13 protein-coding genes and 4 tRNA genes are annotated in these 13436 nt (G+C 66.3%); 12 read left to right on the forward strand and 5 right to left on the reverse strand.

Going from position 1 to position 13436, the window contains the following annotated elements; all coding sequences use genetic code 11:
* Nucleotides 1-115 precede the first annotated feature (115 nt).
* Complete coding sequence (locus WS96_RS27495) at nt 116-1267, forward strand: porin (RefSeq protein WP_034206681.1); 1152 nt, start codon at nt 116-118, stop codon at nt 1265-1267.
* A gap of 103 nt (nt 1268-1370) precedes the next feature.
* Here WS96_RS27495 and greB read toward each other — a convergent pair whose 3' ends face one another.
* Nucleotides 1371-1937 carry a transcription elongation factor GreB gene (gene greB, locus WS96_RS27500; protein WP_059836834.1) on the reverse strand — a complete coding sequence of 189 codons (567 nt, stop codon included), beginning with the start codon at nt 1935-1937 and terminating at the stop codon, nt 1371-1373.
* A gap of 129 nt (nt 1938-2066) precedes the next feature.
* On the opposite strand from greB, the gene WS96_RS27505 reads away from it, so the two are divergent.
* The 3 genes from WS96_RS27505 (at nt 2067) to WS96_RS27515 (ending at nt 2424) form a co-directional block, all read left to right on the forward strand.
* Nucleotides 2067-2143: transfer RNA gene (locus WS96_RS27505), tRNA-Arg, on the forward strand.
* 66 nt (nt 2144-2209) lie between these two features.
* A tRNA-Arg gene (locus tag WS96_RS27510) sits at nt 2210-2286 on the forward strand.
* Between the two features lie 61 nt (nt 2287-2347).
* Nucleotides 2348-2424: transfer RNA gene (locus tag WS96_RS27515), tRNA-Arg, on the forward strand.
* Between the two features lie 184 nt (nt 2425-2608).
* Here WS96_RS27515 and WS96_RS27520 read toward each other — a convergent pair.
* From WS96_RS27520 to WS96_RS27535, 4 genes are all read right to left on the reverse strand, one after another.
* On the reverse strand, nt 2609-4975 hold the full coding sequence (locus WS96_RS27520; protein ID WP_034206679.1) for a RelA/SpoT family protein: 2367 nt from the start codon (nt 4973-4975) through the stop codon (nt 2609-2611).
* Between the two features lie 63 nt (nt 4976-5038).
* Nucleotides 5039-5242: a DNA-directed RNA polymerase subunit omega gene (gene rpoZ / locus WS96_RS27525; protein WP_006025620.1), complete on the reverse strand. Its 204-nt coding sequence runs from the start codon at nt 5240-5242 to the stop codon at nt 5039-5041.
* Nucleotides 5243-5300: 58 nt separating this feature from the next.
* Nucleotides 5301-5984 (reverse strand): guanylate kinase, encoded by a 684-nt coding sequence (gmk, locus tag WS96_RS27530; RefSeq protein ID WP_059836835.1) that lies wholly within the window; start codon nt 5982-5984, stop codon nt 5301-5303.
* 7 nt (nt 5985-5991) lie between these two features.
* A complete protein-coding gene (locus WS96_RS27535; protein WP_034206677.1) occupies nt 5992-6915 on the reverse strand; it encodes a YicC/YloC family endoribonuclease in 924 nt (307 codons plus the stop codon).
* Nucleotides 6916-7086: 171 nt separating this feature from the next.
* Between WS96_RS27535 and rph the strand changes: the two genes are divergently transcribed.
* The 8 genes from rph to WS96_RS27575 all read left to right on the forward strand — a co-directional run bounded on the left by rph (nt 7087) and on the right by WS96_RS27575 (nt 13420).
* Nucleotides 7087-7827 (forward strand): ribonuclease PH, encoded by a 741-nt coding sequence (gene rph, locus WS96_RS27540; protein WP_059836837.1) that lies wholly within the window; start codon nt 7087-7089, stop codon nt 7825-7827.
* Complete coding sequence (rdgB, locus tag WS96_RS27545) at nt 7820-8446, forward strand: RdgB/HAM1 family non-canonical purine NTP pyrophosphatase (RefSeq protein ID WP_034206675.1); 627 nt, start codon at nt 7820-7822, stop codon at nt 8444-8446. The genes rph and rdgB overlap by 8 nt, the downstream gene beginning before the upstream one ends.
* A gap of 34 nt (nt 8447-8480) precedes the next feature.
* Nucleotides 8481-9695 (forward strand): radical SAM family heme chaperone HemW, encoded by a 1215-nt coding sequence (gene hemW, locus WS96_RS27550; RefSeq protein WP_059836839.1) that lies wholly within the window; start codon nt 8481-8483, stop codon nt 9693-9695.
* Between the two features lie 46 nt (nt 9696-9741).
* A tRNA-Ser gene (locus tag WS96_RS27555) sits at nt 9742-9829 on the forward strand.
* 140 nt (nt 9830-9969) lie between these two features.
* On the forward strand, nt 9970-10362 hold the full coding sequence (locus tag WS96_RS27560) for a hypothetical protein (protein WP_059836840.1): 393 nt from the start codon (nt 9970-9972) through the stop codon (nt 10360-10362).
* 346 nt (nt 10363-10708) lie between these two features.
* On the forward strand, nt 10709-11002 hold the full coding sequence (locus WS96_RS27565; protein WP_059836842.1) for a hypothetical protein: 294 nt from the start codon (nt 10709-10711) through the stop codon (nt 11000-11002).
* A 313-nt stretch (nt 11003-11315) separates the two neighbouring features.
* On the forward strand, nt 11316-11807 hold the full coding sequence (locus tag WS96_RS27570; protein WP_059824277.1) for an energy transducer TonB family protein: 492 nt from the start codon (nt 11316-11318) through the stop codon (nt 11805-11807).
* A gap of 302 nt (nt 11808-12109) precedes the next feature.
* The gene (locus tag WS96_RS27575) at nt 12110-13420 is read left to right on the forward strand and encodes an MFS transporter (protein WP_059836845.1); all 1311 of its coding nucleotides are present in this window, start codon (nt 12110-12112) and stop codon (nt 13418-13420) included.
* The last annotated feature ends 16 nt before the right edge of the window (nt 13421-13436 follow it).

The following is a 13436-nucleotide window of genomic DNA, read 5'->3' on the forward strand; positions in this document are numbered from 1 at the left end:
CAGACGGCTTTCTGATAAGCGCACCGCCGTTCTGCCGGACCGGCTACAGCGTCAAGCAAACCACCGCCAGTCCACCGCAGGTTCGATCGACATCATCGTGTTTGGAGACATATCCATGAAAAAAACCCTGATCGTCACCGCGTTGTCGGGCGTGTTCGTTACCGCAGCCCATGCTCAAAGCAGCGTGACGCTGTACGGCCTGATCGATGCTGGCATCACCTACACGAACAATCAGGGCGGGCACAGCTCATGGTCGGAACGCAGCGGCCAGATCAACGGCAGCCGCTGGGGCCTGCGCGGCACGGAAGATCTCGGCGGAGGCCTGAAAGCGATCTTCGTGCTGGAAAACGGCTTCAACATCGCCAACGGCACGCTCGGCCAGAATGGCCGCGAATTCGGCCGCCAGGCGTTCGTCGGCCTGTCGCAAGACCAGTTCGGCTCCGTCACCCTCGGTCGCCAGTACGATAGCGTCGTCGACTACATCGGGCCGCTGTCGCTGACCGGCACGCAATTCGGCGGCACCCAGTTTGCCCACCCGTTCGATAACGACAACCTGAACAATTCGTTCCGGATCAATAACTCGGTCAAATATACGAGCGTCAATTTCGGCGGCTTGAAGTTCGGCGCGTTGTACGGCTTCTCGAACAGCAGCCAGTTCTCGAACAACCGCGCATACAGCGCGGGCGTGTCGTATAGCTACGCCGGCTTCAATATCGGCGCCGGCTACCTGCAGTTGAACAACGACATCTCGGGGCTCACGTCGGCTGCGGTCACCAACAGCGCCGGCGCGGTGGCAGGCGACAACACGTTCGTCGGCAAGCGTCAGCGCGTGTTCGGCGGCGGCCTGAACTACACGTTCGGCCCGGCCACGGCCGGCTTCGTATTCACGCAATCGCGCGTGAACCGCGCGCTCGGCATCTCGGCGGGTGCGTCGGGCGTGTCGAACGGTCTGGCCCTCGACGGCACGTTCGCCCGCTTCAACAACTACGAAGTCAACGCACGCTACGCGCTCACGCCGGCCTTGTCGCTGGCCGGGTCGTACACGTACACCGCCGGCTTCCTGGACGGCCGCCATCCGGGCTGGAATCAATTCAACCTGCAGACCGACTATGCGCTGTCCAAGCGAACCGACGTGTATGTGCAAGGCGTGTATCAGCGAGTCAGCACGGACGGCCTGGGCCTCGGCGCCTATGTCAATGGTCTCGGTGGCGCTTCGTCGACCAACAAGCAGATCGCGGTGACCGCCGGCCTGCGTCACCGTTTCTGACCGAAGTTGCTTCGGCACAAAAAAGCGCCTCTCGGGGCGCTTTTTTTTCGCGAAGAGGTCTCGCGGATGGCCGGACTGCCCGGCGAAGGGCCGGCCATGCGGTTCACATCCCGCTGTCCGAGGCCGGGTAACGCACATCGAGGATATCGATCGGCTGCGGGCCGGCCGGCGTCATCAGCGTGACGGTATCGCCGATCCTCGCCTTGATCAGCGCGCGTGCGACCGGCGAAATCCAGCTGACGCAGCCGCGGTCGAGATCGACCTCGTCGATCCCGACGATCGTCACCGTGTGATCCTCGCCATCCGGCGTCTCGTAATCGACCGTCGCGCCGAAGAACACCTGATCGACGTTCTCCTGCCGGCTCGCGTCGACGACTTCGGCGAGGTCGAGCCGCTTCGTCAGGAAGCGGATCCGGCGGTCGATCTCGCGAAGCCGCCGCTTGCCGTAGATGTAGTCGCCGTTTTCCGACCGGTCGCCGTTCGACGCGGCCCACGATACGAGCCGCACGACCTCGGGACGCTCGACGTCGATCAGGTTCAGCAGCTCGTCGCGCAGCCGCTTGTGGCCGGCCGGCGTGATGTAGTTCTTCGCGCCCGCCGGAATCGCGGGTTGAGCCTGGTCGAGATCGTCGTCGTCACCGTCCGACTCTTTGACAAACGCCTTGTTCATGATGCAGATTCAACGTGGATGACTGATCCCCCAAGGGTACACGAAGGGCGGCCGGCCAACGCCATGCTGCCTTATTCGCGAATAAGGCTTCCCTTTTTATGTGACTCTGCTATACTTCCGCTTCTGCGTGCGGCTGTAGCTCAGTTGGATAGAGTACTTGGCTACGAACCAAGGGGTCGTGGGTTCGAATCCTGCCAGCCGCGCCACTTTTTCGAGGGCCTTCCGAACCGAAGGCCCTTTCAGTTCGAAGCAGTAGAAGTTTGTTTTTGCGTGCGGCTGTAGCTCAGTTGGATAGAGTACTTGGCTACGAACCAAGGGGTCGTGGGTTCGAATCCTGCCAGCCGCGCCACTTTTTTGGGGGCCTTCCCATCGCAGAAGGCTCCGACAGTTGAAGCAGTACCGTTTTGCGTGCGGCTGTAGCTCAGTTGGATAGAGTACTTGGCTACGAACCAAGGGGTCGTGGGTTCGAATCCTGCCAGCCGCGCCACCTTAAAAGGGCTTTCCTCCGGGAAAGCCCTTTTTCTTTTTGCGCCCGCCTCCCCTCGCTCGCGCCATCAGTCCGGACGCCGCCGGCAACGTCGGCCGCGTTTCGGCAAGCTCCAATGAAAACGGCGGCCATAGGCCGCCGTCCGTCGATCGTCGAATTCGCCCGCCGCCGGGGGGCGCCTGCGTCAGTAATCCTGCCGCTCGCGCTCGATGCGCATGCCGCCGTCATGGCGCGCGTGCGCGCCGTCGTCGGTCGAACGCTCGCGCATGATCCGCATCACGTCCGGATTGGTTCTCACGCGCCGCATCACGTTCGCGAGATGCACGCGGTCGCTGACCTGGATCACGAAGCGCAGCACCGTCGATTCGTGCGTCAGATCCTCGTCCATCGCGATATGGACGATGTTCGCGTCGGCCGACGTGATGTCCGCCGCGACGCGCGCGAAAATGCCCTTCGTGTTCTTCACGAGCGCCTTCACCGCGACATCGAACAGGCGGCCCGGCTGCGGCGCCCATTCGACGTCGATCCAGCGCCCCGGATCGCGGCGATGGATGCGCTGCGCGACACGGCAATCCGTCGTATGAATCGCCATGCCCAGACCGATGCCGATGTAACCCATGATCGCGTCGCCGGGGATCGGCCGGCAGCAGGCGGACAACTGCACGGACATCCCTTCGGTGCCGGTGATCACGACCGGCGGCGCGTGATGCGCGGGATGCCGCTCGGACTTCGGGAGATCGTCGTCCGCGTCGCGGCCACTCATCAGCACCTCGATGCGCTTGGCCATCACCGCGGCGACGCGACGGCCGAGGCCGATGTCCGCGAAGATTTCCTGGCGACTCTTGTTGCCCGTCCACTGCACGAGCTTCTCCCACACTTCCGGCTCGACGTCGGCGAGCGCGAGACCATAGACCTTCAGGCTCTGGTCGACGAGCCGCTCGCCCAGTTGCACGGACTCGTTCAGGCGCATCGTCTTCAGGTAGTGGCGAATCGCCGAGCGCGCCTTGCCGGTACGCACGAAGCCGAGCCACGCGGGGTTCGGCTTCGAATACGGCGCGGTGATCACCTCGACGATGTCGCCGCTCTTCAATTCGGTGCGCAGCGGCAGCAGTTCATTGTTGATCTTCACGGCCACGCACTGGTTGCCGAGATCGCTGTGGATCGAATACGCGAAATCGAGCGCCGTCGCGCCGCGCGGCAGCGCCATGATCTTCGACTTCGGCGTGAACACGTAGACCGCGTCGGGGAACAGGTCGATCTTCACGTGCTCGAGGAATTCGCTCGAATCGCCGGCTTCGCTCTGGATGTCGAGCAGCGACTTCAGCCACTGATGCGCGCGCTTCTGCACATCGCTGAGATCCGCGCTGCCGTTCTTGTACAGCCAGTGCGCAGCGACCCCCGCCTCGGCGATCTCGTGCATCTTGCGCGTGCGCACCTGGAACTCGATCGGCGCGCCGAACGGGCCGACGAGCGTCGTGTGCAGCGACTGATAGCCGTTGATCTTCGGGATCGCGATGTAATCCTTGAACTTGCCGGGCACGGGCTTGTACAGCGCATGCAGCGCGCCGATGCACGTGTAGCAGTCGAGCGGGCTGTCGACGACGACCCGGAAGCCGTACACGTCGAGCACCTGCGAGAACGACAGCTGCTTGTCGCGCATCTTGCGGTAGACGCTGTAGATGGTCTTCTCGCGGCCGGTGATCTCGGCGTCGATCTTCGCGTCGGCCATCGCGCGCTGCGCGGCCTCGAGGATCTTGCTGATCACTTCGCGGCGGTTGCCGCGCGCGGCCTTCACGGCCTTCTCGAGCGTCGCGTAGCGATGCGGGTTGAAGTTCGCGAAGCTCATGTCCTGCAGCTCGCGATACGTGTTGTTCAACCCGAGCCGGTGCGCGATCGGCGCGTAGATGTCGAGCGTTTCGCGCGCGACGCGACGGCGCTTTTCCATCGGCACCGCGCCGAGCGTGCGCATGTTGTGCAGGCGATCGGCGAGCTTGACGAGAATGACGCGCACGTCGCGCGCCATCGCGAGCAGCATCTTGCGGAAGTTTTCCGCCTGCGCTTCCTCGCGGCTGCGGAATTCCATCTTGTCGAGCTTCGACAGGCCGTCGACCAGTTCGGCGACCTTCGGGCCGAACCGCTCGGCCAGCTCGTTCTTGGTCACGCCCTGGTCTTCCATCACGTCGTGCAGCAACGCGGCCATCACGGCCTGCGCGTCGAGCTTCCAGCCGGCGCAGATTTCCGCGACGGCGACGGGATGGGTGATATAGGGCTCGCCGCTCTGGCGATATTGACCGAGGTGGGCTTCGTCGCTGAAGTGGAACGCCGCCTTGACCTCTTTGATTTCGTCCGGAGCGAGATATTCGGCAAGCATGGCCGTCAGTTTCGCGATCGAAACGACGCCGTGCTTGCGCGGCTGCTCCGGTGTGGCGGTCGGCCCGAACAGATGCCGGAAGGACTGTTCGAGGACCGCGTCGATGTACTGGCGCGCAGGCGACTGGGCCGGGGCTTCGGTGGTCGGATCCGCGGAGGCGGACGATGGGGTGGTGCTCATATTCGCCTCCAGGTCGAGTCGTTGCGCGCGGGGACTACATGGCTGGAACGGGCCGGATGCGCGTTACACCGGCACCTTCTTCAGCATCTCGACGCCGACCTGGCCGGCGGCGATTTCGCGCAGCGCGACGACGGTCGGCTTGTCGCGGCTTTCGATTTTCGGCGTATGGCCTTGCGCGAGCTGCCGCGCGCGATAGGTGGCGGCGAGCGCCAGTTCGAAGCGATTCGGGATTTGCTTCAGGCAGTCTTCGACGGTAATGCGAGCCATGTTGGTAATTCCTTCTGAATATAGTCCTTATTCTACCTTATGTCCCTCGTGCCCCGCGTCATTCCGCGTGGGGCAGATGGATGCCGAGCTCGATGAACAGCTCCGCGTGTCGCGCGTACTGCGAAGCAAAACGCAGGCGCGTCGCCGCGACGATGCATTCGAGTTCCGCAAGCGCACGCTCGAAATTCTCGTTGATCACCACGTATTCCGCTTCCGACGCGTGGGCGATCTCGCTGCCGGCGGCCAACAGCCGTCGCGTGATCACGTTCGGTTCGTCCTGGCCGCGCTTCTTCAGGCGCTCCTCGAGCGCATCGAGCGACGGCGGCAGGATGAAGATGCCGACCGCGTTGCGGAACTGCTTCTTCACCTGCAACGCACCCTGCCAGTCGATTTCGAGCAGCACGTCGTGGCCGTTCCTCATCTGCTCTTCGATCCAGACGCGCGACGTGCCGTAGTAGTTGCCGTGCACTTCCGCGCTCTCGAGGAATTCGTGCGCCGCGTGACGCGCGCGGAAATCCTCGACGGTCGTGAAGTGGTAGTGCTGGCCGTCCTGCTCGCCCGGGCGCGGCTTGCGCGTCGTGTACGAGATCGACAGGCAGATGTCGCTATCCTTCGACAGCAGCGCATTCACGAGCGTCGACTTGCCGGCGCCCGACGGCGCGACGACCATGAACAGGTTACCGGGATAGACGCCGCCGTGCAGCGAATGCGACGCGTGGCCGTCGCGATGGGATTCGGTCATGTTGCTTTTACTCCAGGTTTTGCACTTGCTCGCGCATCTGCTCGATCAGCAGCTTCAGCGCCATCGACGCGTCGGCGAGTTCCTTCGCCGCCGCCTTCGAGCCGAGCGTGTTCGCTTCGCGATTCAGTTCCTGCATCATGAAGTCGAGACGCTTGCCGACCCGGCCGCCCTTCTCGATCACGTGACGCGTTTCGTTCAGGTGCGCGGTGAGCCGCGACAGCTCTTCCGCGATGTCGATGCGGATGCCGTACATCGTCACTTCCTGACGAATGCGCTCCGCCGCTTCCTCGCGCGTGACGACCGTCGAGCCGCCTTCCGGCGCCGCGAGGCCGAGCGCTTCCTGCAGCCGCTCGACGATCTTCTGCTGGTGCTTCGCGATCAGCTCCGGCACGAGCGGCGTGATGCGCGCGACGATCGCCTCCATCTCGGTGACGTTCGACAGCAGCATCGTCGCCAGTTGCGCGCCTTCGCGCGAACGCACGACGACGAGCTCGCCGATCGCCTCCTTGCCGCATGCGAGCACCGCGTCGCGGATCGCGTCGGCCGATACCCCGCTCTCGGCGAGCACGCCGGGCCAGCGCAGGATTTCGCCCGCGCGCAGGCGGCCGACGCCCGGGAACGAATCGAGCACCGCGCGTTCGAGCTCGGCAAGCTGGCCGAGCGCCGACTGATTCAGCGCGCCCGCGCCGATCCCCTGCTCGCCGCGCTGCAGGTTGATGCGCACGTCGACCTTGCCGCGCGACAGCTTGTTCATCAGCATTTCGCGCAGCGCGGGTTCGCACGCGCGCACGTCGTCCGGCATCCGGAAATTGAGATCGAGGAAGCGCGAGTTCACGGTGCGCAGTTCGACCGACACGCTGGTGCCGCCGTTACCGGTGGCCGTCGCGAGTTCGCGCGTCGCGCTCGCGTAGCCCGTCATGCTGTAGATCATGGTTCGTCTCGCCGTCTGGTGCCCTCGCGGGCGGGGATACATCGAGGCGCCCGGCGCATCGAAAGGCGCGGGGCGGGAAGCGCGCATTATCCCATTTTTGCGGACCATCCCGCCGGGCACGCCCGCCGTTCGGCGCTAAAATCGGGGTTTCCTCCCCTTCCGCGATTTCCCATGACGTCTTCCGTTTCCCGCCCGAGCGGCCGCCGCGCCGACGAACTGCGCAAGGTCGCCCTCACGCGCCACTACACGAAACACGCCGAAGGCTCCGTGCTGGTCGAATTCGGCGACACCAAGGTGCTCTGCACCGCAAGCGTCGCCGAGCGCGTGCCCGAGTTCCTGCGCGAGCGCGGGCAAGGCTGGCTGACCGCCGAATACGGGATGCTGCCGCGCGCGACCCACACGCGCAGCGACCGCGAAGCCGCCCGCGGCAAGCAGACGGGCCGGACGCAGGAAATTCAGCGCCTGATCGGCCGCGCGCTGCGCGCGGTGTTCGATCTCGAGGCGCTCGGCCCGCGCACGATCCACATCGACTGCGACGTGATCCAGGCCGACGGCGGCACGCGCACGGCCAGCATCACCGGCGCGTTCGTCGCCGCGCACGACGCCGTGTCGACGCTGATCGCGGCCGGCAAGCTCGCGCGCTCGCCGATCACCGACCATGTCGCCGCGATCTCGGTCGGCGTGTACGAAGGCGCGCCCGTGCTCGATCTCGACTACGCGGAGGATTCGCGCTGCGACACCGACATGAACGTCGTGATGACGGGCGCGGGCGGCTTCGTCGAAGTGCAGGGCACGGCCGAAGGCGTGCCGTTCTCGCGCGCCGAGATGAATGCGCTGCTGGACCTCGCTCAGGGCGGGATCGCCGAGCTCGTGCGGCTGCAGAAAGATGTCCTGGGCGTGAGCCATGCCTGACGACCTCACCCTCGCGCCGCTGTCGCGCATCGTCCTCGCATCGAACAACCCGGGCAAGCTGCGCGAATTCACCGCGCTGTTCGCGACGGTCGGCATCGAGATCGTCCCGCAGGGCGACCTCGCGGTGCCGGAGGCGGAAGAGCCGTTCGGCACGTTCATCGAGAACGCGCTGACCAAGGCGCGCCACGCGTCGCGGCTCACCGGGCTGCCGGCGATCGCCGACGATTCCGGCCTGTGCGTGCGCGTGCTGCGCGGCGCGCCGGGCGTCTATTCGGCGCGCTACGCGCAGCGCGCGGGCCGCGCCAAGGGCGACGCGGCGAACAATGCGTATCTCGTCGAGCAGTTGCGCGGCGTCGACGACCGGCGCGCCTACTACTGCTGCGTGCTCGCGCTCGTGCGCCATGCGGACGATCCGGAACCGCTGTTCGCCGAAGGGCGCTGGGCCGGCGAGATCGTCGATACGCCGCGCGGCGAACACGGATTCGGCTACGACCCGTATTTCTACCTGCCGTCGCTCGGCGCGACGGCCGCCGAACTCGAGCCGGCCGTGAAGAACACGCACAGCCATCGCGCGCTGGCGCTGAAGGCACTGCTCGCGCGGCTCGCGGAGGAAGCATGACCGTACCCGATATCGCTTCGCCGCGGGAGGTGGCATGAGCCAGGCCGCGCAAACCGGCGCACGCGTCGTCGCGACCTTCACGTCGCCCGGCCAGGTGCGCCTCACGTCGCTGCCGCCGCTCGCGCTGTACGTGCATTTCCCGTGGTGCGTGCGCAAGTGCCCGTACTGCGATTTCAACTCGCACGAATGGAAAGGCGAGCGGTTTCCGGAAGCCGACTATCTCGACGCACTGCGTGCCGACCTCGAGCAGGCGCTGCCGCTCGTGTGGGGGCGGCAGGTGCATACCGTGTTCATCGGCGGCGGCACGCCGAGCCTGCTGTCGGCGGCCGGCCTCGACCGGATGCTGTCCGACGTGCGTGCGCTGCTGCCGCTCGACGCCGATGCCGAGATCACGCTCGAGGCGAATCCGGGCACGTTCGAAGCCGCGAAGTTCGCGCAGTTCCGCGCAAGCGGCGTGAACCGCCTGTCAGTCGGCATCCAGAGCTTCAACGAGGCGCACCTGAAGGCGCTCGGCCGGATTCACGACACCGCGCAGGCACGCGCGGCCGTCGAGATCGCCGCGCAGAACTTCGACAACTTCAACCTCGACCTGATGTTCGCGCTGCCGAACCAGACGCTCGACGAATGCCGCACCGATATCGAGACCGCGCTGTCGTTCGCACCGCCGCACCTGTCGCTGTATCACCTGACGCTCGAGCCGAATACGCTGTTCGCGAAGTTCCCGCCGGCCGTCCCCGACGACGACGCGTCGGCCGACATGCAGGAATGGATTCATGCGCGCACGGCCGAAGCCGGCTACGGACGCTACGAAGTGTCCGCGTACGCGAAGCCGAATCATCAGTGCAAGCACAACCTGAATTACTGGCGCTTCGGCGACTATCTCGGGATCGGTGCGGGCGCTCACACGAAGCTGTCGTTCCCGAACCGGATCCTGCGGCAGGCGCGCTACAAGCATCCGGCGACCTTCATCGAGCAGGCGAAGGCCGGCACGGCCGTGCAGGAAGAGCGTGAAGTCGGCGCGCGCGATCTACCGTTCGAATTCATGCTGAACACGTTGCGGCTCGTCGAGGGCTTCCCCGTGCACAGCTTCGCGGAACGCACGGGCCTGCCGATGAGCACGATCGAGCCGGCGCTGAAGGAAGCGGAGCGGCGCGGACTGATCACGCGCGATTTCACCCGAATCGCGCCGACGCCGCTCGGCCAGCGTTTCCTCAACGACCTGCAGGAATTGTTCCTGCGCGACGACTGATCGAGAATGAACGCGGCGGCATTTCGGTTACAATGCCGCCTCGTGTGGAAGCGTGGCCGAGCGGTTTAAGGCACTGGTCTTGAAAACCAGCGACGGGAAACTGTCCGTGAGTTCGAATCTCACCGCTTCCGCCAGGAAGTTCGCCCAACCCCGTCCATTCCCGGAATGACGGGGTTTTTGTTTGGCCGCACACGTGCGCTCGCACGTTCCGACGCGCCCCGCCGGATGCCGTTACAATCCCGCGCTCCGATTCGCGAAACGGGAAATCCACGTCATGAAGCCCTTCCTCGTCTCGTCGCTCGCCACGCTGCTGGTTGCCGTCAGCGCGCAGGCGACGGCCGACACCACCTCCGGCAGCGACGCGCAGGCATCGTGCGCGATCGCCTACGTGACCGGCGTCGGCGGCTCGCCGCGCGGCCTGAGCGAATATCTCGCCAGCCCGTCGCCGTACAACTACCTGAAGGACAACGAGCTTCAGTGCAAGGTGGGCGACGACGGACGCACGTCGAACTGCACCGGCGTGACCTACCTCCGCAACGAACAGGTCAGCGTGTACGACGATTCCGATCCTGCGACGCTGACCGTCGTCGCGCGCGTGGAACTCGATCACGGCCAGAAGTATCCGGTGATCGTCGTCGTGCAGCGCAAGGACGCGCGCTGCAAGTAGCGATGTCGCGGTGCGACACGCCTGTCGATCGAGTCGGAACGCGCGTTTGCGCCGCGCCCTGCGCGGCACCTGGCTGGCAGGCCGGGGCGGCGGCGCCGGACACGAACGCGCCGCACGCGATCAATACGACAATCCCCGTTTCCGTCGCTCGCCAATGAAATCGGCGCCCGATCGTCGGCGCCGAATCGGCGTGGTATGTGTGCCCGGCCGGAGCTCGCCGCACACCGCCGCACGCCTCCCGACCCGCCACGCCATCGCCTAGAATTCGTTCAACACGGCGACACGAACGCCGCCGCGTATTCGATGCCGCACGCGCCACCCTTGCGTACGGCACACGGAGATCGCCATGACCGACCTGTCGACCGCGACGAACCACGTCGATTACGAAGGCTTCGAGATCCATGTCGTGCCGGCCGCGGTGCCCGGTAGCGACACGCGCTATACCTACACCGGCTACGTGTGTCATCCGGGCGCGAATCCCGCGCTGCCCGGCCATGCGGTGCCGTTCCATGCGGACGGCGACGAAAGCTTCGCGAGCCTCGACGAGGCCGCCCACGAAGCCGTGCACATCGGCAAGAGCATCATCGACGGCACGCACCCCGACCTGTCGGTACTGTCGCTCGTGACGCACGGCTTCTGACGCGGCCGGCCCGCATCGCCTGCGATCGCGCGAGCGGCTGGCCGAGATTGCCATCGGCTGGTCGCGCCGCCCGGCCGGACGATCGCGGCATGCCGTGGCTTTCAACCTCGCAACGTGCGCGCGCCCCACGGACGCTGTCACATGTCGCGTCACATCGGGGCGCACCACGCACGACGCACGTAGCCCGACGCGGCGCCCGGCCGCCATCATCAGCGATCGCCGCGACCGCTCCCGCGCGCTATGCGTTTCTCCCCATATCGCCTCGCGTCGGTGCGCCTATCATTTTTTTATCGTCCCTCCTGGCCATCACCTCATGCGCCCCCTTCTCCGTCCGCGCGTCGCCCGGCTGCGTGTTGCCGCGCTGGCCGCCGTCGCCCTGCTTGCCGCGTGCACGATCACGCCGCCTTCGTCGCTACGCTCGGTCCTGACGATTCCGTCGGTCACACGCAGCGGCAGCCTCGACCAGTATCGCGTCGAGGTCGCCCATCGTGTCGCCGAACGCAATCCGTCCGGGATGCTGCGCGGCACGCCACAGGCCATGCTGCGTTCGCTCGTCGTCGTGGCCTTCACCGTCGACGGCAGCGGCCGCGTCGTCAATGCATCCGTCTATCGCAGCAACGGCGACAGCGAAGCGGAAGCGCTCGCGCTCGCGTCGCTGCGCCGCGCGGCGCCGCTGCCGGCGCCGCCGTCGCGGCTGCTCGACGGCAACGGCCGGCTCGAACTGATGGAAGGCTGGCTCTTCAACGACGACGGTCACTTCCAGCTGCAAAGCACCGCGTCCGCGCAGGCGCAATCGATCGATTGACGCGCCGCCGCGACCCGATTGCGGGTGAGCGGCGGCGCTGGCTATAATTTTCCGCACTCGCGCGGCCATCACGCCGCGCGTGCGTTCGCGCGCCCCACCCGGCAAGCGAGCCGACCACGCCGGCACCGGGCGGCGACGTACCCGTCTCCATCGTCGACCGGCGGGTGACGTCCGCGCCACGGCGCGCGTCCACGCCGCCACCGCGTCATCCGCATCATCCTCTGCCCGGCTGCTCCCGGCAGGCAGTCGCCTGCCCGAGTGCATGCCCGGCCGACTGCCCCAACGACAAAACGGAGACATCCATGTCCGCATCCCCCCCGGCCGTTGCACACGCAACCGATTCGGCCGGCGCCGTCAGCCACCGGCGCATCGTGTTCGCGAGCTTCATCGGCACCGCGATCGAGTTCTACGATTTCTATGTGTACGCGACGGCCGCCGCGCTCGTCATCGGCCCCGTCTTCTTCCCGCACGGTTCGGCGACTGCCCAAGCGCTGTCCGCGTTCGTCACGTTCGGCATCGCGTTCATCGCGCGCCCGATCGGCTCGTTCCTGTTCGGGCACTTCGGCGACCGCATCGGCCGCAAGTCGACGCTCGTCGCATCGCTGCTCGTGATGGGCGTGTCCACCACCGCGATCGGCTTCGTGCCCGGCTACGACGCGATCGGCGCGCTCGCGCCGATACTGCTGTGCGTACTGCGCTTCGGCCAGGGGATCGGCCTCGGCGGCGAATGGGGCGGCGCGGCGCTGCTCGCGACCGAGCACGCGCCGCAAGGAAAGCGCGGCTGGTTCGGGATGTTCCCGCAACTGGGGCCGTCGGTCGGCTTCCTGATGTCGAACGGGCTGTTCTTCGCGCTCGCGCTGTCGTTGTCCGACGAGCAGTTCCGCAGCTGGGGCTGGCGCATCCCGTTCCTCGTCAGCGCGGTGCTCGTCGCGCTCGGCCTGTACGTGCGACTCAAGATCACCGAAACGCCCGCGTTCCAGGCCGCACTCGACCGCAACGAGCGCGTGCGCGTGCCGGTCGCGACGCTCGTCACGCAGCACTGGCAGCCGACGCTGCTCGGCGCGCTCGCGATGGTCGTCTGCTACACGCTGTTCTACATCTCGACGGTGTTCTCGCTGTCGTACGGCGTGTCGACGCTGCATATTCCGCGCCAGAGCTTCCTCGGCCTGCTGTGCTTCGCGGTCGTCTTCATGGGCCTCGCGACGCCGCTGTCCGCATGGGCGTCGGACCGCTTCGGGCGCAAGCCGGTGCTGGTCGTCGGCGCGATCGCGGCGCTGCTGTCGGGATTCGCGATGGCGCCGCTGCTCGGCAGCGGCTCGATGCCGCTCGTCGCGCTGTTCCTGACGATCGAGCTGTTCCTGATGGGCGTGACGTTCGCCCCGATGGGCGCGCTGCTGCCGGAATTGTTCCCGACCAACGTCCGCTATACGGGCGCGGGCGTCGCGTACAACCTCGGCGGGATTCTCGGCGCGTCGATCGCACCGTATATCGCGCAACTGCTGGCTGCGCATGGCGGGCTGTCGTGGGTCGGCGGCTACGTGTCGGTGGCGGCGGCGATCAGCCTGATCGGCGTACTGCTGATGCGCGAAACGCGACACGCGTCGCTCGTCTGACCCTCCGGGGCGACCC

The sequence above is a fragment of the Burkholderia sp. MSMB1835 genome (genome assembly GCF_001526365.1).
Taxonomy (GTDB): domain Bacteria; phylum Pseudomonadota; class Gammaproteobacteria; order Burkholderiales; family Burkholderiaceae; genus Burkholderia.